Source organism: Microbacterium sp. 05N427 (assembly GCF_056397105.1).
Genome location: NZ_JBFTMT010000006.1, coordinates 134381 through 153885, shown reverse-complemented (window position 1 = coordinate 153885; position 19505 = coordinate 134381). Strand labels below are relative to the sequence as shown.

22 protein-coding genes are annotated in these 19505 nt (G+C 69.9%); 10 read left to right on the top strand and 12 right to left on the bottom strand.

From position 1 onward, the window contains the following. Positions 1-38: 38 nt before the first annotated feature. The gene (locus tag AC1DG4_RS07430) at positions 39-257 is read right to left on the bottom strand and encodes a hypothetical protein (RefSeq protein ID WP_477375736.1); all 219 of its coding nucleotides are present in this window, start codon (positions 255-257) and stop codon (positions 39-41) included. A 226-nt stretch (positions 258-483) separates the two neighbouring features. On the opposite strand from AC1DG4_RS07430, the gene AC1DG4_RS07425 reads away from it, so the two are divergent. Next, entirely contained in the window at positions 484-822 is a 339-nt protein-coding gene (locus tag AC1DG4_RS07425; protein ID WP_477375738.1) for a DUF7882 family protein, read from the top strand. 24 nt (positions 823-846) lie between these two features. Here AC1DG4_RS07425 and AC1DG4_RS07420 read toward each other — a convergent pair whose 3' ends face one another. After that, on the bottom strand, positions 847-1158 hold the full coding sequence (locus tag AC1DG4_RS07420) for a hypothetical protein (protein WP_477375740.1): 312 nt from the start codon (positions 1156-1158) through the stop codon (positions 847-849). Beyond that, positions 1155-1724 (bottom strand): DUF6328 family protein, encoded by a 570-nt coding sequence (locus AC1DG4_RS07415; protein ID WP_477375742.1) that lies wholly within the window; start codon positions 1722-1724, stop codon positions 1155-1157. The genes AC1DG4_RS07420 and AC1DG4_RS07415 overlap by 4 nt, the downstream gene beginning before the upstream one ends. 164 nt (positions 1725-1888) lie before the next feature. Between AC1DG4_RS07415 and AC1DG4_RS07410 the strand changes: the two genes are divergently transcribed. From AC1DG4_RS07410 to AC1DG4_RS07400, 3 genes are all read left to right on the top strand, one after another. Next, on the top strand, positions 1889-2131 hold the full coding sequence (locus AC1DG4_RS07410) for a DUF7218 family protein (RefSeq protein ID WP_477421155.1): 243 nt from the start codon (positions 1889-1891) through the stop codon (positions 2129-2131). Between the two features lie 169 nt (positions 2132-2300). Next, positions 2301-3062, top strand: a complete 762-nt coding sequence (locus tag AC1DG4_RS07405) for an SDR family NAD(P)-dependent oxidoreductase (protein ID WP_477421154.1) — start codon at positions 2301-2303, stop codon at positions 3060-3062. Positions 3063-3197: 135 nt separating this feature from the next. Beyond that, positions 3198-4055 carry an SDR family oxidoreductase gene (locus AC1DG4_RS07400; protein WP_477375748.1) on the top strand — a complete coding sequence of 286 codons (858 nt, stop codon included), beginning with the start codon at positions 3198-3200 and terminating at the stop codon, positions 4053-4055. 65 nt (positions 4056-4120) lie between these two features. Here the strand turns inward: AC1DG4_RS07400 and AC1DG4_RS07395 are convergent, their stop codons facing one another. Continuing rightward, entirely contained in the window at positions 4121-4717 is a 597-nt protein-coding gene (locus AC1DG4_RS07395; protein WP_477375750.1) for a ribosomal protein L7/L12, read from the bottom strand. 75 nt (positions 4718-4792) lie between these two features. On the opposite strand from AC1DG4_RS07395, the gene rlmN reads away from it, so the two are divergent. Further along, on the top strand, positions 4793-5893 hold the full coding sequence (rlmN, locus tag AC1DG4_RS07390; protein WP_477421153.1) for a 23S rRNA (adenine(2503)-C(2))-methyltransferase RlmN: 1101 nt from the start codon (positions 4793-4795) through the stop codon (positions 5891-5893). Between the two features lie 35 nt (positions 5894-5928). Here the strand turns inward: rlmN and AC1DG4_RS07385 are convergent, their stop codons facing one another. After that, the gene (locus AC1DG4_RS07385; RefSeq protein WP_477375755.1) at positions 5929-6525 is read right to left on the bottom strand and encodes a SixA phosphatase family protein; all 597 of its coding nucleotides are present in this window, start codon (positions 6523-6525) and stop codon (positions 5929-5931) included. Between the two features lie 196 nt (positions 6526-6721). Then, entirely contained in the window at positions 6722-7636 is a 915-nt protein-coding gene (locus tag AC1DG4_RS07380) for a LysR family transcriptional regulator (protein WP_477375757.1), read from the bottom strand. Positions 7637-7699: 63 nt separating this feature from the next. On the opposite strand from AC1DG4_RS07380, the gene AC1DG4_RS07375 reads away from it, so the two are divergent. Then, positions 7700-8473: a 3-hydroxybutyrate dehydrogenase gene (locus AC1DG4_RS07375; RefSeq protein WP_477421152.1), complete on the top strand. Its 774-nt coding sequence runs from the start codon at positions 7700-7702 to the stop codon at positions 8471-8473. Between the two features lie 122 nt (positions 8474-8595). Here AC1DG4_RS07375 and AC1DG4_RS07370 read toward each other — a convergent pair whose 3' ends face one another. Continuing rightward, the gene (locus tag AC1DG4_RS07370) at positions 8596-9219 is read right to left on the bottom strand and encodes an NAD(P)H-dependent oxidoreductase (protein ID WP_477375761.1); all 624 of its coding nucleotides are present in this window, start codon (positions 9217-9219) and stop codon (positions 8596-8598) included. A gap of 65 nt (positions 9220-9284) precedes the next feature. Here AC1DG4_RS07370 and AC1DG4_RS07365 point away from each other — a divergent pair, with 65 nt between their 5' ends. Then, entirely contained in the window at positions 9285-9863 is a 579-nt protein-coding gene (locus AC1DG4_RS07365; protein ID WP_477421151.1) for a TetR/AcrR family transcriptional regulator, read from the top strand. A gap of 193 nt (positions 9864-10056) precedes the next feature. Then, the gene (locus AC1DG4_RS07360; RefSeq protein WP_477375764.1) at positions 10057-12066 is read left to right on the top strand and encodes a DUF4407 domain-containing protein; all 2010 of its coding nucleotides are present in this window, start codon (positions 10057-10059) and stop codon (positions 12064-12066) included. Positions 12067-12230: 164 nt separating this feature from the next. On the opposite strand, the gene AC1DG4_RS07355 is transcribed toward AC1DG4_RS07360, so the two are convergent. Genes AC1DG4_RS07355 through AC1DG4_RS07340 form a run of 4 tightly spaced genes read right to left on the bottom strand, consistent with a single transcriptional unit; the run spans position 12231 to position 16690 of the window. Further along, on the bottom strand, positions 12231-13124 hold the full coding sequence (locus tag AC1DG4_RS07355) for a carbohydrate ABC transporter permease (protein WP_477375766.1): 894 nt from the start codon (positions 13122-13124) through the stop codon (positions 12231-12233). Then, entirely contained in the window at positions 13121-14101 is a 981-nt protein-coding gene (locus AC1DG4_RS07350) for a carbohydrate ABC transporter permease (protein ID WP_477375768.1), read from the bottom strand. Before AC1DG4_RS07350 ends, AC1DG4_RS07355 begins: the two co-directional genes overlap by 4 nt. Before the next feature lie 4 nt (positions 14102-14105). Then, complete coding sequence (locus AC1DG4_RS07345) at positions 14106-15419, bottom strand: ABC transporter substrate-binding protein (protein WP_477375770.1); 1314 nt, start codon at positions 15417-15419, stop codon at positions 14106-14108. Between the two features lie 53 nt (positions 15420-15472). Next, a complete protein-coding gene (locus AC1DG4_RS07340; protein WP_477375771.1) occupies positions 15473-16690 on the bottom strand; it encodes an aminotransferase class V-fold PLP-dependent enzyme in 1218 nt (405 codons plus the stop codon). A gap of 176 nt (positions 16691-16866) precedes the next feature. Between AC1DG4_RS07340 and AC1DG4_RS07335 the strand changes: the two genes are divergently transcribed. Both AC1DG4_RS07335 and AC1DG4_RS07330 read left to right on the top strand, forming a co-directional pair. Further along, positions 16867-17544 carry a FadR/GntR family transcriptional regulator gene (locus tag AC1DG4_RS07335; RefSeq protein ID WP_477375773.1) on the top strand — a complete coding sequence of 226 codons (678 nt, stop codon included), beginning with the start codon at positions 16867-16869 and terminating at the stop codon, positions 17542-17544. Between the two features lie 142 nt (positions 17545-17686). After that, positions 17687-18700, top strand: coding sequence for an aldo/keto reductase family protein (locus AC1DG4_RS07330; protein ID WP_477375775.1), 1014 nt, complete (start codon positions 17687-17689; stop codon positions 18698-18700). A gap of 233 nt (positions 18701-18933) precedes the next feature. Here AC1DG4_RS07330 and AC1DG4_RS07325 read toward each other — a convergent pair whose 3' ends face one another. Continuing rightward, complete coding sequence (locus AC1DG4_RS07325) at positions 18934-19443, bottom strand: glycine cleavage system transcriptional repressor (protein WP_477375777.1); 510 nt, start codon at positions 19441-19443, stop codon at positions 18934-18936. Positions 19444-19505: the final 62 nt, after the last annotated feature.

Here is a 19505-nt window from a genome sequence, read left to right as displayed (position 1 = left end):
GGCGGACCGTTCGAGCCGGCCACGAGGAGACACGCGCGCTAGTCGACCTCCTCCTGCTGAGTGTGGATGAACGTGCGGTCGCCGTCGCTGAGCCGCGCCGACGGATCCACCTCCTCGCCGACGATCCGCTCGATCTCCTCGCGGACCTCGTCGGGCACGACCCCGTCATCCGCCTCCTCCAGCCTCTGCTTGGAGCGGGCGGACAGTCGGGGCCACCACTGGTGGACCTCGGGCAGCAGATGGATCTCGGGAACCATGATCTTCTCCTTCTCCTTCTCACCGCCGGAAGTCAGTGCGGTGTGGTGTCATGACGCTCCTCCTGGGGCCACGGTAAGGGCGAGCGCGGCCTGGCGCCCGGGGGTTCCGGTCACGGACGCGGCGACGTATCATCACAGCGCGGTGCGCGCCGGCGGGCTCGCGTCGTTTTGCAGACCATGATGGTGGGGGGCGATACGCGGGGAAGAACCAGGGAGACAGAACGACATGGGCAGATTCAGCTACGAGGGCCAGACGCATGCGGATCTCGACGACCGCGCTCTGGCCCACGTGCAGATGGTGGTCGCCAACAAGCTCCGCCGCGGAGAGCCCTTCTACTTCACCTGGAAGGACGACCCGAGCATCGGGCACGGCCGCACCTCCGTCTGGATCCACCCCTCCTGCACCATGGTCTTCACCTATCACGGCGGACGCCGCCCGCCCCTGAACCGGCTGTGGATCGAAGCGCTCAGCCAGCTCGCGAACACTCCGGGCGGTCTCCGGCTGATCCCCGAGCCGACACAGGTCGATGAGATGCAGTTCGACGACAGCGGTCACATCCAGTGACGCAGGGCTGAACGGGCCGGGCCGTCAATCCGACGGCTCGCCCCGCCCTGGGGCGTCGTCGCTTTCGCGCCGTTCCGGCGTCGCCGCTCCGCCCGTGCCGTAGGGATCCTCCCCTGGCTTCGCATAGGGATCGTCCGAATCCTCCGGTGCACGATGCCTCGTGGTGGGCTCCGTGCGGGGATGCCGCGTCCCTGGGTCGTCGTCCGGATCCCCGTCCCACTCGCTGCCCTCCGCGACGCGCTTGCGGTCGGCATCCTCCTCGGGCTGCCCGGGTTTCTCGGGACCCGCGTGATGCACGTTCGGCGGCAGCAGTCCCTGGTCGTCGATCTCGCTCATGGCTCTCTCCTCTGCTGATCGTGGTCTCGGTCCAGGGTCCGCGATCGCCGAGTTCGCGACGAGGGCCTTGACAACGCCGTCACTGCCTCGTCGGTCCGCTCCTGCCCGCGCTGAGTGCGTCGGATCCGAGAATGTGCGGGGATCGCCCAGATCGCCACCGCGCCCGCCAGCGCGATCCCGCCGGCGGCCCACGCTGCTGCCACACCGAGGACGACGTCGAAGACGAAGACCGCCACGCCGACCGCGAGCAGGGTGACGAGAAGGAGCAGAGCGACCAGGATCCGCGAGCCGGTCGTGACGAGCCGGCGATCCGGGTCCCGGGAGGGACGTTTGCGGTGCTGTACGACGGGCAGGAGCCCGAGCAGCGTCGCGGCGCATGCGAGGACGACCAGCGCGAGATAGATCACGCGCGCGTGCCGGGGAAGGCTCCTGAACGTCGGCTGGAACGCCACGGAGAGCAGGAAACCGGAGATGATCTGCGTCCCGGTCTGCGTGACCCGCAGCTCCTGCAGTATTCGCTCCCAGTGCTGCGAGACGTCGGCTCCTGTGTCGGTGCGGTCTTCCATGTCTTCAGGGTCTTCGTCACCCGCGTCGGCGCGCCAGTGGCTTGACGGGCGGCGGGTCGCGTGCCAGGGCTCCGGCGTCGTTGTCAACCCCGTGGTCCGCGTCGGGGCGGCTTCGTAGCGTGGCGAGTTACCGACCGACCGCACCACGACCGAAGGAGGACGACATGCCCCGTCAACCGGAGCTCAAGGATCCGGAGCTGTACGAGAAGCTGCGCGACGAGGGGAACTCGAAGGAGAAGGCGGCCCGCATCTCCAACGCGGCGGCGAAGGAGGGGCGCAGCGCTGTCGGCCGTCGCGGCGGCGAATCCGGCTCGTACGACGACTGGACCGTCGAAGAGCTGCGCCACCGCGCGAAGGAACTCGGCCTGCGGGCCACAGCTGTGACGGCCGCGGGCGCAGGGCCGTAGGCTCGCATCGACGACGATCCCCGCCGTCCGTGCCGCCGGATCCCTGATCCGCGCGTGCGCAGCGCGTGCGGGGTGAGACGCAGACTCACGTAAGCTGAGACTCAGTCGCAGGTCTTGAAAGAGACCGTGCCGTCTCACACGGAACAGAGCTGTTCGAAAGGAGTGGGCAATGCAGATCCAGGGATCCGGAGCCCTTGTCACCGGCGGTGCCTCGGGGCTCGGCCTCGCCACCGCGCGCCGCCTGGCCGCCGCCGGCGCGACCGTCACGATCATCGACCTGCCGAGCTCGAAGGGCGCGGAAGTCGCGGCGGAGCTGGGCGGCGTCTTCGCCCCGGCCGACGTGACGAACCCGGCGGAGGTCGCTGCGGCCGTCGCCGCCGCCCAGGCCGCGGCACCGCTGCGCATCGTGGTGAACTGCGCCGGCATCGCCCCGCCCGCGAAGGTCCTGGACCGCGACGGCAACCCCGCCGATCTCGCCGGCTTCGAGCGGATCGTCCGGATCAACCTCGTGGGAACGTTCAACGTGATCTCGCAGGCCTCCGCCGTCATCTCCAAGAACGAGCCCCTCGATGGCGGTGACCGCGGCGTCATCGTGAACACGGCGAGCGTCGCGGCGTTCGACGGGCAGATCGGGCAGCCCGCGTACTCGGCGTCGAAGGGCGGCGTGCACGCGATGWCGCTGCCGATCGCGCGGGAACTCGCCCGCTATGGCATCCGCGTGTGCACGATCGCCCCCGGGATCATGGAGACCCCGATGCTCGCGGGGCTGCCGCAGGCCGCGCAGGACTCGCTCGGCGAGCAGGTGCCCTATCCCGCCCGCCTCGGCCGCCCCGACGAGTACGCGTCGCTCGTGCAGCAGATCGTCGAGAACGGCTACCTGAACGGCGAGACCATCCGCCTCGACGGCGCGATCCGGATGGCGCCGAAGTAAGGCGGATCCGGATGGCGCCGCGCTGGGCGCCTCCTTCTCCGTTCCGGTCGCGAATATTGCCGTTCTGAGGGCGCGAAAGCGGCAGATATCGCGACGGGAGCACACAGCTGACAGCCCCACGAAACTGAGGAAGACATGACCGAGACCGCGTTGTCCGACGACAGGCCCCTCGCGGGCAAGACCATCCTGATGTCCGGCGGCAGCCGCGGCATCGGCCTCGCGATCGCTCTGCGCGCGGCGGCCGACGGCGCCAACATCGCGCTGCTGGCGAAGACGGACACGCCGCATCCGAAGCTCGAGGGCACGATCCACACCGCCGCCGAGCAGATCCGCGCGGCAGGCGGCCGGGCGCTGCCCATCCTCGGCGACGTGCGCGACGACGAGAGCGTGACCGAGGCCGTGCTGAAGACCCAGGGCGAGTTCGGCGGCATCGACATCGTCGTCAACAACGCGAGCGTGATCGATCTGTCCGGATCCCTCGACCTCGCCGCCAAGAAGTACGACCTCATGCAGGACGTCAACGTGCGCGGGACGTTCATGCTGTCTCGCGCCGCGGTACCGGTGCTCAAGGACGCGCCGAACCCGCACATCCTGTCGCTGTCGCCGCCGCTCAACATCACGCCGCGGTGGCTCGGCGCGCACACCGGGTACACACTCGCGAAGTACGGCATGACGATGGCGACGCTCGGCCTCGCGGCCGAGTTCGCGAACGACGGCATCGCCGCCAACACGCTGTGGCCGCGCACGACGATCGCGACGGCCGCGGTGCAGTTCGCGCTCGGCGGCGACCGGATGATGAAGGTCAGCCGCACGCCCGAGGTGTATGCCGACGCCGCGTACGCGGTGCTCGCCCAGCCGGCTCGCGAGTACACCGGGCAGACGCTGATCGTGGAGGACGTGCTCGAGGCCGCGGGTGTCACGGACTTCTCCGGCTACGCCGCCGTCCCAGGGACCCCCGACGACCAGCTGTTCCCGGACATCTTCCTGGACTGAGGCGGATCGTGATCCCTCGGCGGAGAACCGGATCGCGATCTGTCGGCGGGCGTGAGAAGCGCGGCTCAGCGCCAGGACTCGATGGCGTCCTTGGAGTCCTTCAGCCCGAGGCCGGTGGCCTCGCGCAGCAGCTTGATCGCCGAGATCTTCTGACCCGCGGCGATCAGGCGGCCGATCTCGGCGCGCACATTCGGGTCGAGGTGTGCGACCGCGTCGGAGGGGGACGGCTGGCCGGCGTAGGAGGGCGCTCCGGCAGGGCGGGAGTCTGATCGGGCGAGCGAGACGGGCGTCGGGTCCATCGTGCCCGATGAGGTCGGAACCCAGGCGTCGATCTGATCCTTCGCCTCCCGCAGAGAGAGGCGGGAGTGCTCGCGCAGCACCTTGATCGCCGAGATCTTCTGCTCGCCGGCGACCAGCGCGTCGATCTCGGCGATGACGGATGGGGTGAGCGGGCCGGGAGTCACAGGCCGCGGGTCGCGGCGCGCAGGGAGGGAGGAGGCCGCAGCGGGCGTCGCGGATGACAGCGTCGCGGATGACGGCGTCGCGAAGTCGGTCCCCAGCGGCTCCGGCGCCTTGGGTCGGATCGCGCGAAGGGTCACGGCGATGACGATGAAGAGGATGACGATCACGCAGGCGAGGAGGATCCAGATCCAGAGGTCCATGCCGCCAGCGTACGGGGCGGATCCGCGGGGCCGTGCCCAGCGCCTTCGCACCTTGCAGGCTCTACCCTGGAAGACATGTCCGAGACTCCTGCGTCCGCCCGCTCCGGCGCGCCCGCGACGCGCACCGCCCAGGTGCGCCCCGCCACCGAAGGCTGGACGCAGAAGAAGGACGCCGAGGGGCGTCCGCTGCTGCAGTTCGCCAGCCCCAAGCGGGGCAAGCCCCCGGTGCACCTCGCCGATCTCACGCCGACCGAGCGTGTCGAGAAGGTGAAGGAGCTGGGGCTGCCCGGCTTCAGGGCCAAGCAGCTCGCGACGCACTACTTCACGCATTACACCTCGGATCCGGCCCATATGACGGATCTGCCCGCAGGTCAGCGCGATGAGCTCGTCGCGGGCATGCTGCCGCCGTTGCTCACCGAGGTCCGGCGCCTGGAGACCGATCGCGGCGACACGATCAAGTTCCTCTGGCGCCTGCATGACGGTGCGCTCGTCGAGTCGGTGCTCATGCGCTACCCCGGCCGCATCACGCTGTGCGTGTCGAGCCAGGCCGGCTGCGGCATGAACTGCCCGTTCTGCGCCACGGGTCAGGCCGGGCTCACGCGCAACATGTCGACGGCCGAGATCGTCGAGCAGATCGTGCGCGCCAACCGCCTCATCGCGGAGGGGGGCCTCGGCGGCAAGAAGGCCGACGACCACTCCATGGAGCGCGTGTCGAACATCGTGTTCATGGGGATGGGCGAGCCGCTCGCGAACTACAAGCGCGTGATGGATGCCGTGCGCAGAATGGTTGCGCCGCAGCCGGACGGCCTCGGGATGAGCGCCCGTGGCATCACCGTGTCGACGGTGGGCCTGGTCCCGGCGATCAACAAGCTCGCCGACGAGGACATCCCCGTCACGTTCGCGCTCTCCCTGCACGCGCCGGACGACAAGCTGCGCGACGAGCTGATCCCGGTCAACTCGCGCTGGAAGGTCGACGAGGCGCTCGACGCGGCCCGCCGCTATTTCGAGAAGACCGGGCGCCGCGTCTCGATCGAGTACGCGCTGATCAAGGACATGAACGACCACGCCTGGCGCGCCGACCTGCTCGCGGAGAAGCTCAACGCGCGCGGTCGCGGCTGGGTGCACGTGAACCCGATCCCGCTGAACCCGACCCCCGGCGCCTATGGCGTCCGCTGACGGGGACGACTCGGAAGTGGGGGAGCGGAGCGGGGTCAGTTTCGGGGAGTGCGCAGGCGGCGCAGGCTGCCGGAGCCTTCGATGAGCTCGGACCAGGAGGTGACGTCGACCGCGCATTCGGCGATCGCGCACGTCGGGAACTCCACGAAGGATCCGGTGAGTTCGGCGACCGCATCCGCCATCCCGGGGTTGTGGCCCACCAGCATCGCGACCTCGACGTCATCGGGGAGGGTGGACGCGATCCCGAGGATCGTTCGGGCGGACGCCGCGTAGAGCGCGGGCTCCTCGACGACGGCGAGCCCGAACGCCGCCGCGTAGGCGTCGGCCGTGCTGCGTGCGCGAACCGCGGTGCTCGATACGATCCGGCGCAGACCGTCGTTGCGCAGGCGCCGGCCGTCCCGGCCTAGGCCCGCACTGTCGTCGCGCAGGCCCGCGCTGTCCTCGCGCTGCTCCGCACCGTTCTCGCGCGAGCGCCCGCCGCCCCCGCTCCGGCCCACGCCGTCCTCGCGGAGGCGCCGGGCCATCGCCGGGGCATCCCGGCGGCCGCGCGCGTTCAGCGGCCGGTCGTGATCGCGCAGATCCGCGGTGCCCCAGTCGGACTTCGCATGGCGCGCCAGCAGCAGGGTCTTCATGGCCCCCAGCGTGCCACCAAGGACCCGCCGACGCACGCCCCCACTTCCGAGTCGTCCCCATGAGCGGAGCCCCTGGCGTGCGCTCGCGGGGACGACGCGAAAGTGGCGCGTGCGCGCGGTACCGCTACTCCGAGTCGTCCCCGTGAGCGGAGCCCCTGGCGTGCGCTCGCGGGGACGACGCGAAGGGAGGAGGCTGCTACGGCCGGGCGCCGAGCAGCTGCGGGCGCACCTCGGCCAGCCGGGCCTGCAGCGCTTCGAGGAACGCCGCGATCGCGGGCTGATTCAGTGCCTCGGGGCGCGCGATGAGCCAGTACGGCAACCGCTCGTCGATCGCCTCGGGCAGCACGCGCACCAGATCCTCGTGCTGATCCGCGAGGAATGCGGGCAGCAGCCCGTAGCCGGCACCGCCGCGGGTCGCGTCGACGTGCACGTATACGTTGGTGCTCGCGACGGCGTCGAGCATTCCCGGAACCGCCCGCCGTGCATCGTCCAGGGAGTCGACGTGCAGCATCGACTCGATGAAATAGACGAGGGGCTGCCCGGCCAGCTCCTCCGGATCCTGGGGCACCGGGTGCTCGCGCAACCAGTCGCGGCTCGCATACAGGCCGAGCGCGTAGTCGGCGAGGTGGATCGCGCGCGCTCTCCGCACCTGGGGGCGCCCCACCACGACCTCGAGGTCGGCGCCCGCGCGCTGATGCGAGGCCTGCCGGGTGCCCGTGATGAGCTCGAGCCGCACGTCGGGGTGCGCGCGGCGCAGGGCCGCCATCGCGGGAGCGGCCACGAATCCGCTGAAGCCGTCCGTCGCGGACAGTCGGATCAGCCCGCCGACCCGCGTCGCGTCTCCGCCGTCCAGGCGTCCGAGCGCGCGCTCCACGCCCTCGGCCGCGGCGAGGGCCCGCGAGCCGAGCGGAGTCAGCTCCCATCCCGCACCCTCGCGTGAGAGCACTCGTCCGCCCAGCTGCGCCTCGAGGGCGGCGATGCGGCGCGCGACCGTGGTGTGATTGAGCCCGAGCTGCTGCCCGGCGGCGGTGAACCGGCCGCTGCGCGCCACGGCGAGCAGCACGAGCAGGTCGTCTGCGCTGAGCGGCGGTGCGGGGAAGTGCGCGTCCATCTGTGCAGTTTTGCATAGCCGGATCCCCTTCCGTCGTGCGCGAGGGTGAACTACCGTGCAGGCATGGCAGCGCAGCGATCCCCGGCACCCGATACCGACCTCCGGGGGCGCACCGCCCTCGTCACAGGAGCCGGAAGCGGCATCGGGGCCGCGTGTGCGAGGGCGCTCGCGCGGGACGGCGCGCACGTGCTGCTGCTGGATCGCGATGCCGAGGGGGCCGCCGTGGTGGCCGCGGAGATCGGTGGCGAGGCCCTGACGATCGACCTCGGCGACCTCGATGCGCTTGCAGCGCGGACCTTCGACGCCGACATCCTCGTGAACAACGCGGGGCTGCAGACCGTCGCGCCCATCGTCGATTTCGACCCTCGGATGTTCCGCCGGATGCTCGACATCATGGTCACCGCGCCGTTCCTGCTCATCCGCGCCGTGCTCCCCGGGATGTACGCCCGCGGGTGGGGGCGGATCGTCAACATCAGCTCCGTGCACGGCCTGCGCGCGAGCGAGTACAAGTCGGCCTATGTCACCGCCAAGCACGCACTGGAGGGACTCTCCAAGGTGRCCGCGCTCGAGGGCGGCCCGCTCGGGGTCACGAGCAACTGCATCAACCCGGGATACGTCAACACGCCCCTCGTGCAGAAGCAGATCGCGGATCAGGCCCGCACGCACGGCATCCCTGAGGCCGAGGTGATCGAGAAGGTCATGCTCGTCGAGTCGGCGATCAAGCGGCTGCTCGAGCCCGACGAGGTGGCGGATCTGGCCCGTTGGCTCTGCGGTCCGACCGCTGCCTCGGTCACCGGCGCGTCGTACACGATGGACGGCGGATGGAGCGCGCGGTGACCTGACCCGCCGCGCCCCTGACCACCTCTACTTCCGCGTCGTCCCTGTCAGCGCACCCCATAGCGTGCGCTGACAGGGACGACTCAGGGATGGGGGCGGCGCTTCGGATCCGGCGGGCCGGGTCAGAAGGTGACGGTCGCGGGCGCGGGCGATGCCTGCGTCGGGGTCGCGTTCTTCGCATCGCGGGCGCCGTCGGCCGCACCGAGCCGCGCCGCACGATCGAACCAGGCCTCGATGCGCGCGGGGGAGGCGTCCTTCACGCCGAGCATCCGCGTGGTCCGCACGTCGTGGATGCCGCAGAAACGCATCGTTGCACGGGTGACGTGCGTCTGCGCCGGCAGGCCGGTGATGGGGGCGTAGTACCAGGGCGTGTCCGCGAGCAGCATCAGTCGGCCGTGCGGCGCGGTCAGCAGGCCCTCGGGCAGTCCGGAGGGGCGGTATCGGTACTCCTGCTGGGGAAGCAGGCTCCGGTCGAAGAAGCCCTTGAGCAGCGCGGGCACGGATCCCCACCAGAGCGGCGTCGCGACGACGATCGTGCGGGCCGCGTGCAGGGCCTCCCGTGCCTCGACGAGGTCGGGTTCGAGCGTCATGCGCTGGCGATAGCCGAAACGCAGGCTCGGATCGAAGGCGAGATCGCGCAGGGCGAGCACGCGCGCATCGCCGTGCGCCTCGGCGTATCGGCGGGCGAGCGCGGCGGTGAGGGAACGGGCGTCGGGGTGGCCGTCGATGACGAGGGCGGCGGACATGCGGTCTCCTATCTTGACACTGTCAACTATGTTGGACACTGTCAAGATAGGAGAGGATGTTGCTCGTGTCAAGTTCACGATCCGGATATCACCACGGCGATCTGGCGCACGCGCTCGAGACCGCGGCGATGCAGCTGCTCGCGGAGAAGCCCGCGCAGGAGATCAGCCTGCGCGAGGTCGCGCGCGCCGCGAACGTGAGCCACAACGCGCCCTATCATCACTTCGCCGACCGGAACGGCCTGCTCAAGGCGATCGCCGAGCGCAGCATGGCGGATCTGCTCGCGCGCGTGCGGGAGGCGATCGCCGCGAGCCCTGATGCGAGAGCGGCGCTGCGGGACGGCGGTGGCGCCTACATCCGTTTCGCGGTCGAGCACCCGAACGCCTTCGACGCGATCTACGATCCGACCGTGTGCGTGCCGGGCTCGCCCACCGAGACGATGGCACCGCTCATCGACGGCCTCGAGGACGCGCTGGGGGAGGCCGCCATCGCCGCAGGTCTGGACCGCGCGCAGGATGCGGTGGGCTTCYGGGGTCTGGTGCACGGCCTCGGCACGCTCTGCGCCGCCGGGCATTTCCCGATCGAAGTCGCCCTCGCCGGATACGCGAGCGCCGTCGATCGCATGCTGCCCGCCTCGTCCGTCTGACGCCCCGCGGATCCGTTCCTTCAGCGTCCGAGCCCCCTCCACGTCCGGGTCGTCCCCATCAGCGCACCCCATGGCGTGCGCTGATAGGGACGAGGCGAAGGTGGAGGGTCCATAGGGGGCACCTCGGATCCGCCCGGCCCACGCCCAGGGTTCGCCCACCGCTCTTACAGGCGGGTTTTCGTACGGTAGGGGGATGTCCTATTCCGCCCACCGCCCCGGCCGTATGGATTCCCAGGGCCGGATCGCCTTCGACGTCGATGGACAGCCCGACCCCGCGAACCCCGCCGACCCGACCGCCGAGGACCCGTTCATCTTCGTGCGCGACTACACGCCGACCGGATCCGATCCCGCAGCCGGATCCGCTGCCGAGGCCGTGACGGCTCCGATCGATCCCGTCGTGCCGCCGCGCCCGCCGGTGCCGGAGACCGAGCCGACGCTCGATGCGGAGCCCGAGCCCGCGACCCGGATCGAGGACCTGTTCGCCGCGGCCGATGCGCCGACGGCGCAGCCGACTCCGGAGCCGGAGCCGCTCCCGCAGCCGACTCCGGCGCTGACCTCGGTCGTCGAGCCCGTCCCCGTCGTCGCGCCCGCACCGATTGCCGCCAATCCCCCGAAGCAGCCCAAGCCCCCGAAGCCGCCCAAGCAGCCGCGCGAGCCCCGTCCGCAGGGCTGGTTCTGGCGCAGGCTCGCGATCCTCGGCGGCGCCGACGGCACGATCCTCGATCGCGTCCCCACCGAGCAGCCGCGCTTCGTGCAGATGTTCTTCGTGCTGGCCGGCACCGCGCTGGTGTCGGCGCTCTCGATGCTGTTCGCCCTCACCACGGGCGTGCAGGTGCTCGTCTGGCTGGCCGTGCCGCTCGCGATCGTCTGGGCGCTGCTGATCTTCAACCTCGACCGCTTCCTCACCTCGACCATGCGCTCGACCCGCAACCTCTGGCGGCTGCTGGGACTCGCGATCCCGCGTGTGCTGATGGCGGCGATCATCGGGTTCGTCGTGGCCGAGCCGATCGTGCTGCAGGCATTCCACAACGACATCGCCCGTGAGGTCACCGCGACCAACCTGGTGCAGGCGCAGTCCGACCAGAAGGCCGTGACCAGCGGCCCCGAGAAGAAGGCGCTCGACGCCGCCTCGGCCCGCCTCGCCGACCTGCAGAACCAGGCATCGACCGGCATCGTGAAGGGCACGTCGAGCGACTCCGCCTCGCAGAAGGCGGCGCAGGACACGGTCACCAAGATCACCGCTCAGATGACGGACCAGCAGAAGGTCATCGACCAGGCCCGTGCGCTGTACCAGTGCGAGCTGACCGGACAGGGCGCCGGCACGGTGCCCGGCTGCACCGGAGTGCAGGGCGACGGCGCGAGCTCGGGCGCCGCGAAGTCGCAGCTCGACCAGGCGCAGCAGACCTACGACGCGCTCGCCGCGCAACTGCGCCAGGCCAACACCGATCTGGAGTCCGCGGACAGCTCATCGAAGACGGCGACCTCGGCCACCGAGGCCCAGAACCGCCAGCAGGCGAAGGACCAGATCCCCACCGCCGAGCAGGCGTACAAGACCGCGCTCGACGCATACAACGCACGGGCCGCGTCCGTGGCGGGCACGAACGCCGGCGCGGTCGGACTGCTCAGCCAGATCTCTGCGCTGGACCGCCTCTCCGCGAAGGAGCCCGTGCTGGGCTTCGCGCATTGGCTGATCGCCGCGCTGTTCTTCATGATCGAACTGCTGCCGGTCATCGTGAAGGTGCTGACGAGCTGGGGCGACCCGTCGCTCTACGAGAAGGCCGAGACGATCGCGAAGCAGGTCGAGCTCGACCGCGTCACATCCAAGGGCTACCGAGACCGCGCCGCGATCATCGCCGAAGAGGCGAAGCACCGCGCCTTCGCCGACGCGCACGAGGCCGAGACGGCTGCCGCGGCGGCTCCTTCGCCCGCACCTGTGACCGCGGCGGATCCCGCACCCGCACCCGCGGTCGCGACGGATCCCGCGCCCGCGACTGCGCCGGTCCCCGCCACGTCTGCGGTGCCGGCTCCCGCCACAGCGCCGGGCGCGGCCGACGGGGTGCCGACAGAATCCGGCGACGTTGTGCGAGCAGAATCCGGAGAGCACGCCCCTGGGCACCTCGCCGCTGCGCCGTCCGCGCGATCCTGGCCGGTGCCGTCGCACCCGGGCGTCGCCTCCGCCCACCCCGACACGGCCCGCGTCTGACGCCCGCAGACGTCTCCCAACCTCGTTCCCGTCGCAAAGTCTGCCGTTCTGAAGGCGCTTGAGCGGCAGAAATCGCGACGGGAACACAGGGATCCGACAAGAACCGCGACGGGAACGGGAATCGCGACGGGAACCGGAACGGGGAACCCGGGGAGGCGGAGGGGCTACTCCTTGACGGAGCCCGCCGTGAGGCCGGCCACGATCCAGCGGCTGGCGACGGCGAAGAGCACCATGGTCGGCAGGATCGTGAGCACGGCGGCGGCCGACATCGAGCCCCAGTCCACGTTGAAGGTGGAGATGAAGCTGTTCAGCGCGGCCGGGACCGTGCGGTTCTCCTCGGACTGCATGAGCACCACCGAGAGGAACAGCTCGTTCCAGCAGTTCACGAAGTTGAAGATGAACGCGGCGATGATCCCCGGCGTCATGACCGGCACCAGGATCCGGAACAGCGCGCCGAGCCGGGAGCAGCCGTCGATCATCGCCGACTCCTCGAGCGCGTCCGGCACGTTCTCGAAGAAGCCGCGCAGCATCACGGTCGAGAACGGGATGCACACGGCGATGTAGACGAGGATCAGGCCGGGCTTGCTGTCCACCAGACCCAGGTCGGTCATCATCGTGTACAGCGGCCCGAGCGCGATGAACGCCGGGATCATCTGGGTCAGCAGGAAAGCGATGAGCACCGCACCCTTGCCGCGGAATTCGAACCGCGAGATCACGTACGAGCTGAGCAGCGCGATGAGCGTCGACGTGGCGCCCGCGATGAGGGCGACGACCGCGGAGTTGGCCAGGAACACCCCGAAGTTCGCGTCGGAGAACAGCTTGGCGTAGTTCTGCACCGACGGTTCGGAGGGCCAGTACTCGATCGGGAAGCGGTTGACGGTCTGCGGTGATTTGAACGACGTCAGCACGATCCAGTACAGCGGGAACAGCGTGATCAGCAGCCAGAGCGCGAGCCCGACCACCTTGACGACGCCGCCGACGGTGATCCGGGAGCGGGAGGAGCGCGCCGGGCGCGAGGAACCCGTGCGCCCGGTCGTCAGGGTCATGGTGGCGCTCATCGTCTGGCCTTCCTCATCGCGAAGAGGTAGAACGCGCAGAACACGAACAGCACCGCGACGACGATGAGGCCGATCGCGCTCGCCGTGCCGTAGTTGCCCTGCTGCGTGAAGTTGATCATCCAGGTCGTGATGATGTGAGTCCGGTTCGCCGGCCCTCCTCCCGTCATCGCCCAGATGATGTCGGGGAAGTTGAAGATCCAGATCACGCGCAGCAGCACGGTGAGGAACAGGGTCGTGGAGATGTACGGGATCACGATCGAGAAGAGCTGCCGCGCCTTGCCTGCGCCGTCCAGGCTCGCGGCCTCGAGCACTTCGTCCGGCACGGACTGCAGAGCGGCGAGGATCATGATCGCGAAGAACGTCACGCCGTACCAGATGTTCGCGACGATCACCGCGAACATCGCGAGCTTCGGATCGGCGAGCCACGGCAGCGGCGCCGAGATGAGGTGCGTCTTCATGAGCAGGTCGTTGATCACGCCGAACTCGGCGTTGAACATCCAGCGGAACAGCATCCCGATGAGGAATCCGGACACGGCCCAGGGGAAGAACACGAGCGCCTGGTAGACGCCGCGGAAACGGAACCGCTGACGCAGGGCCAGAGCGAGGAGGAACCCGATCACGAACTGCGGGACCAGGGATCCGATCACCCACAGCACGGTGTTGCCCGCGACGGTCGGGAAGACAGGGTCCGAGAGCACCTTCACGAAGTTGTCGAAGCCGACGAACGGCGTGGAGGTGAGATCCCAGAGGTTGTAGTCCAGGAACGCCATGCGCGCGCCCTGAAGCATCGGCAGATACGTGAACCAGCACACGAACACGATCGCGGGCGCGAGGAAGGCGAGAATCGTGAGAGCGTGCCGGGCGCGGAACGTGGTGCGGCGGCGCCCCGCGCCCGTAGGGGCGGGATGCGGCCGCGCAGGCCGAGCGGCCCGGCCGGACGAACCGGCCGGGCGCTCGGTGGCGGAGGTCGAGGTCACGACATCAGCCCTTCTTGTACTTCGCAGTCCAGTACTGGTCCCACGAGGTGAGCAGTTCCTTCGTGCTCATGTTGCCGAGCAGTACGCTCTGCACGTCCTGATCGGACTTCTGGATCCACTCCGTCCACCAGGCGACGCCGCGGGGCTGCTGCACGTTGACGTAGGTGTCCGGGTGCTCGGTCATGGTGACGTAGCTCGTCCACGGACCGGTCGAGTAGAACGGATCCTTGGCCGCCGCCGCGATGATCGGCACCAGGCTGTTCGTCTGCGCGAACGTGGTGGCGGGCTTCGCGGAGGACAGGTACTCGACCAGCTTGACCGCCGCGTCCTTGTGGGCGCTCGACTGCGCGACACCCCAGCCGGCGACGGCGAGGGGCTGCGCGGCCTTGCCGCTCGGGCCGGTGAGTAGCGGCGCGGTGTTCCACTGGTCCTGCTTCAGGCTTGACGCCGAGACGGTCGCGATGACCTCCGGGTCCTGCAGCAGGAACGCCGTGGTGCCGTTCGTGAACCCTGCCACCATCTCCGGGTAGCCCCAGGACACGGCCGACGGAGGGGAGGCCTTCTTGAACAGTGCGAAGTAGTCGTCGACGCCCTTCTGCGCGTCGGGCGAGGAGAAGATCGTCTTGCCGTCCTTGAGTAGGAACGCGTTCGAGGTGTCGAGGTCGTCGATCGTGTACGCCTCGATCGCGGCGACGACGTTCGAGTTGGCGTTCTTGCCGCCGCGGAACGCGTAGCCGTACTGGTTCTTCTGCGGATCCTGGATCTTCGAGGCCTGGTCGAGCAGGTCCTTCCAGGACTTGGGCGGTCCGTCGAAGCCCGCGGACTTCACGAGATCGGTGCGGTAGAAGAGCGAGAGGCCGTAGAAGCCGTAGGGGACGAACCAGGTCTTGCCGTCGGAGACGCCCGCCTTCTTGGCGTTGTCGGTGAGCGCGCTCCAGCCGTCCCAGCTCTTCAGATCCGCGGTCATGTCGTAGAGCCAGTGGTTGTTCGCGAACGGTCCGACCGTGATATCGCGGGTCTCCAGCACGTCGATGCCCTTGCCGGACTGCAGCATCTGCTGGATCGTGGTGTCGGCCTGCTCGGTCGGCGGCGAGACCAGCTTGACGGTGATGTTCGGGTTGGCCTTCTGGAAATCGTCGAGCAGGCCGCGGAGGAGCTTGGTACGGTCCGGGTTCGTCAGGCTCTCCACCATCTGGAGGGTGACCTTGCCGTCGGCGGATCCGTTTCCGCTCGAGCTTCCGCCGGAGCAGGCGCTGAGCGCCAGGAGGGCGACGATGCCCACCCCGGCGATCGAGGCGAGTCGGGTGCGCTTCACCATGAGGCTTCCTTTCATTGGGGTGTTGCAGGGATGGTGCAGGTAGGAGGGAAGGGTCAGCGACCGGCGAGCTCGAGGATCCGCGGCACGCAGCGCTCGGCGAAGGCCTCGAAGTCCGAGGCCTCGTTGTACAGGTGCGCCGAGAGGCGGAAGTAGCCGGCTCCGGCGAAGCTCGTGAAGGCGGTCTCCACTCCGACCTCGTCGAAGAGGCGCATGCGCAGGTCGTCTGCTTCCTCGCGGGTCCGGCCGATGCCGAGCGGCAGCCGGATCAGGCGCATCGACGGGACCGGCATGGGCAGGTCCACGAGCGCCGGCTCGTCGGCAGCGCTCTCGAAGGCCTCGGCGATGATCCCGGCGCCGGCGTCCGCGATCTCGGAGACCGTGTCGCGCGTGCGGTCCCAGCCGTGTTCGCGCTCGATGAACGCGATCGCGGCCGGGGTGGCGAGGTAGGCCGTGGCGTCGAACGTGCCCTGCGTGTCGAAGCGCACCGGGTACGCATCCGCCGCGGCCCAGGAGTCGATGAGCGGCCAGAGCTCGTCGCGGTCGGGCGCCTGCGTCACGAGCAGGGCGGATCCGCGCGGGGCGCACGGCCACTTGTGCATGTTGCCGAACCACCAGTCGCCGCCACCGGCGACCGCGGCGTCCGGGATCAGGCCGGGGGCATGGGCGCCGTCCACGAGCACGCGCACACCGTGCTCGTGCGCGAGCGCGGTGATCTCGGCGGTGGGGAAGCGCCGGCCCGTGGAGGACGTGATCTGGTCGACCACGATGAGCCGCGTGCGCGGACCGATCTCCTCGGCGAAGCGAGCGACGACGGTGTCGGCGTCGTCCAGCAGGCCGAGCGCGACCGTGCGCAGGCGGGCGCCGAACCGGCGGGCCAGCCGGGCCGCGCCCATGGTCACGGCGCCGTAGCCGTGGTCCGTGACGAGGATCTCGTCGTCGCGATCCAGCTGCAGGGCGTTGTAGACGACCGTGGCCGCGGCGGAGGCGTTCGGCACGAAGGCGGTATCGGCGGGGTGGGCGCCCACGAACGGCGCGACCTCGGCGCGGGCGGCCTCCACCTTCTCCGCGATCCGGGGGAACCAGCCGACCGGGCTGAGGTCGGCCTCCCGGCGCAATGCGTCCTGGTGGGCGACGACCTCGCTCGGCACTGCGCCGAAGGATCCGTGATTCAGATGCACGATCCGAGGGTCGAGGGGCCAGGCGTCACGCGCCCTGTCGTACGACAGGAGCGGCACCGGGGCGATGCGGGCGGCCGTGCGGGGGTCGTCCATGGCGGTCTCATCCTTGAAGGGCGGGGGCGGAAAAGTTCAACTTGTCGCACAACTTTGGCACAAGGGTGCTTCTGTGGCCAGAGCTAGGCGACTTTTGGCCCAAAGTTGTCCGACGACTATTCTCAAACCTGACCGTGCTCCACACTCGTGAGAGGACTCGCCCAGGGAGGGAAACCATGAGCGCACTCGAGACAGCGCTGCACGGGCTGCGCGCACTCGTCGCTGACGGCGAGCTGCGCCCCGGCGACAAGCTGCCCAGCGAGGGCGAGTTGTGCGAGCAGCTCGGGGTCTCCCGCGGCTCGGTCCGCGAGGCGATCCGGATGCTCGCCGCCCTCGGCGTGCTGGAGACCCGGCACGGATCGGGCAGCTATGTGAGCACCCTCCGGCCCGCGGACCTCATCCGTGGCCTCTCGCTGACGGTCGACGTGCTGCCCCTGGACGCGATCCTGGAGCTCGTCGAGATCCGGCGCCCGCTGGAGGCGCACGCGGCGTCGATCGCCGCGGCGCGTGCGGACGACGGCATGCTCGCAGAGCTGGCCGAGCTCGTCGAGCGCATCGCGGACTGCCCCGATCACGATGAGGCATCCCGGCTGGATCACGAGTTCCACATGCGCATCGCGGAGCTCGCCGGCAATGCCGCGCTCACGAGCCTCCTCGAGGTCCTGCGCTCGCGCACCCGTCAGTACCGGATCTTCGACGACGCCGATGCGGCGCAGCTCAAGGTCCTCTCCGATGCCGGGCACCGCGCGATCGCCCGCGGTCTGGTCGCACGCGACCCGGCGGCGGCATCCGCGGCCGCGGCCGGGCACGTCGCGCAGACCGAGTACTGGCTGCGCAAGCAGATGTCCGAGTAAAGGTTGGCCCCGGCCCCAACCGCTCCCGTCGCGAAAACTGCCGGAATACCAGCCGGAAAGCGGCAGCGGATGCGACGGGAACACCGGTGTCTGGATGACGGATCCGGATCCCGACATCGGCGGGCGCGCCTACGCTGGAGCCATGGTCAACTACCGATACCTGGGCAACAGCGGTCTGAAGGTCTCCGAGATCACCTACGGCAACTGGGTCACGCACGCCTCGCAGGTCGAGGACGATGCCGCGGTCAAGACGGTGCACGCCGCGCTGGACGCCGGCATCACGACGTTCGACACCGCCGACACCTATGCGAACACGGCCGCGGAGGTCGTGCTCGGCAAGGCGCTCGAGGGTCAGCGCCGCGAGAGTCTGGAGATCTTCACCAAGGTCTACTTCCCGACCGGCCCCAAGGGCCCGAACGACACCGGCCTCAGCCGCAAGCACATCCTCGAGTCGATCAACGGATCCCTCCAGCGCCTCGGCACCGACTACGTCGACCTGTACCAGGCGCACCGCTTCGACCACGAGACCCCGCTGGAGGAGACGTTCCAGGCGTTCGCCGACGTCGTCCGACAGGGCAAGGCGCTCTACATCGGCGTCTCCGAGTGGACGGCGGAGCAGCTCCGCGCGGGTCACGCCCTGGCGAAACAGCTGGGCGTTCAGCTCATCTCGAACCAGCCGCAGTACTCGATGCTGCACCGCGTGATCGAGGGCAGGGTCGTGCCGGCGTCGGAGGAGCTCGGGATCTCGCAGATCGTCTGGTCGCCGATGGCGCAGGGCGTGCTGAGCGGCAAGTACCTGCCGGGTCAGCCGGTGCCGGAGGGCTCGCGCGCGACGGATCCGCACTCCGGCGCGCACTTCATCCAGCGGCTCCTGCAGGATGACATCCTCACCGCCGTGCAGCGGCTGAAGCCCATCGCCGCCGACGTGGGGTTGACGATGCCGCAGCTCGCGATCGCGTGGGTGCTGCAGAACAAGAACGTCGCGGCCGCGCTCGTCGGCGCGTCCCGCCCGGAGCAGCTGGCCGACACGGTCAAGGCCTCCGGCGTGGTGCTCGACGCCGACACCCTCGCCGCGATCGACGAGGCGCTCGGCTCCGTCGTCCACGACGACCCCGAGGACACCTACGAGGTCTCCCCGAAGCAGCGCCTGGTCTGAACCCGGTTCTCCGCTTCACGACTGACCGCGACAACTGACCGCGGGAGCTGACCGCGGGAGCTGACCGCGAGAACTGACCGCGAGACCGAACCTCCGTCCCGAGACCGCCGATGCGATGCGCGGTCTCGGGACGCGGGTTCGGTCTCGCGGTCAGTTCGAGGGGCGGAGCGGGCGCGGAGAGGGGCGGAGCGGGCGTGCGGGAGCGGGAGCGGGTGCGGAGCGGGTGCGCCGGGTCAGACGACCGTGATGTCGACCTGGAGGTCGTGCGCGATCCGCTCCAGAGCGGTGCGCAGGGCCTCCGGATCCGCGTCCGCGGGCACCCTCGCGACGACCGACGCCTCGAACAAGCGCCCACCCGCCATCGCGGCGTCGCGGACCTCGGTCGTCATGCTCTCGATGCTCAGCGCATGCGCGTTCAGCACGCTCGAGATCTCACGCACGATGCCGGCCCGGTCGTTGCCGAGCACCTGGATCGACAGCTCCCGCGCGGCCTCGGCCGTCTCGGATCCGGATCCGGGATGCACCGCGACCGTCAGCAGCCCATCGAGCCCGCGCAGCGACGCGCGCAGTTCCTCGACCCGCTCGACGGGCACCGACACCTGGATCACGCCGGCGAACGTTCCCGCGAGCTCGGCGAGACGGCTGTTCTCCCAGTTGCCGCCGTGCTCGTCGACGATGTGCGCGACGGTCGCGACGAGGCCGGGGCGGTCGGATCCGACGACGGTGAGGATGAGCGTGGTCATGCCGCCAGCGTAGGGGAGGGTGGTCCTGGACCGCGAGACCGAACCTCTGTCCCGAGACCGGC

What these genes read in the sequence shown, in the direction of transcription:
- AC1DG4_RS07425 (WP_477375738.1), top strand. Translation starts at nt 484, where the DNA reads ATGGGCAGATTCAGCTACGAGGGCCAGACGCATGCGGATCTCGACGAC.
- AC1DG4_RS07340 (WP_477375771.1), bottom strand. Translation starts at nt 16,690, where the DNA reads ATGGACGACCCCCGCACGGCCGCCCGCATCGCCCCGGTGCCGCTCCTG.
- AC1DG4_RS07355 (WP_477375766.1), bottom strand. Translation starts at nt 13,124, where the DNA reads ATGAGCGCCACCATGACCCTGACGACCGGGCGCACGGGTTCCTCGCGC.
- AC1DG4_RS07325 (WP_477375777.1), bottom strand. Translation starts at nt 19,443, where the DNA reads ATGACCACGCTCATCCTCACCGTCGTCGGATCCGACCGCCCCGGCCTC.
- AC1DG4_RS07370 (WP_477375761.1), bottom strand. Translation starts at nt 9,219, where the DNA reads ATGTCCGCCGCCCTCGTCATCGACGGCCACCCCGACGCCCGTTCCCTC.
- AC1DG4_RS07330 (WP_477375775.1), top strand. Translation starts at nt 17,687, where the DNA reads ATGGTCAACTACCGATACCTGGGCAACAGCGGTCTGAAGGTCTCCGAG.
- AC1DG4_RS07380 (WP_477375757.1), bottom strand. Translation starts at nt 7,636, where the DNA reads ATGGACGCGCACTTCCCCGCACCGCCGCTCAGCGCAGACGACCTGCTC.
- AC1DG4_RS07385 (WP_477375755.1), bottom strand. Translation starts at nt 6,525, where the DNA reads ATGAAGACCCTGCTGCTGGCGCGCCATGCGAAGTCCGACTGGGGCACC.
- AC1DG4_RS07360 (WP_477375764.1), top strand. Translation starts at nt 10,057, where the DNA reads ATGTCCTATTCCGCCCACCGCCCCGGCCGTATGGATTCCCAGGGCCGG.
- AC1DG4_RS07335 (WP_477375773.1), top strand. Translation starts at nt 16,867, where the DNA reads ATGAGCGCACTCGAGACAGCGCTGCACGGGCTGCGCGCACTCGTCGCT.
- AC1DG4_RS07420 (WP_477375740.1), bottom strand. Translation starts at nt 1,158, where the DNA reads ATGAGCGAGATCGACGACCAGGGACTGCTGCCGCCGAACGTGCATCAC.
- AC1DG4_RS07345 (WP_477375770.1), bottom strand. Translation starts at nt 15,419, where the DNA reads ATGGTGAAGCGCACCCGACTCGCCTCGATCGCCGGGGTGGGCATCGTC.
- AC1DG4_RS07410 (WP_477421155.1), top strand. Translation starts at nt 1,889, where the DNA reads ATGCCCCGTCAACCGGAGCTCAAGGATCCGGAGCTGTACGAGAAGCTG.
- AC1DG4_RS07415 (WP_477375742.1), bottom strand. Translation starts at nt 1,724, where the DNA reads ATGGAAGACCGCACCGACACAGGAGCCGACGTCTCGCAGCACTGGGAG.
- AC1DG4_RS07395 (WP_477375750.1), bottom strand. Translation starts at nt 4,717, where the DNA reads ATGGACCTCTGGATCTGGATCCTCCTCGCCTGCGTGATCGTCATCCTC.
- AC1DG4_RS07400 (WP_477375748.1), top strand. Translation starts at nt 3,198, where the DNA reads ATGACCGAGACCGCGTTGTCCGACGACAGGCCCCTCGCGGGCAAGACC.
- AC1DG4_RS07430 (WP_477375736.1), bottom strand. Translation starts at nt 257, where the DNA reads ATGGTTCCCGAGATCCATCTGCTGCCCGAGGTCCACCAGTGGTGGCCC.
- rlmN (WP_477421153.1), top strand. Translation starts at nt 4,793, where the DNA reads ATGTCCGAGACTCCTGCGTCCGCCCGCTCCGGCGCGCCCGCGACGCGC.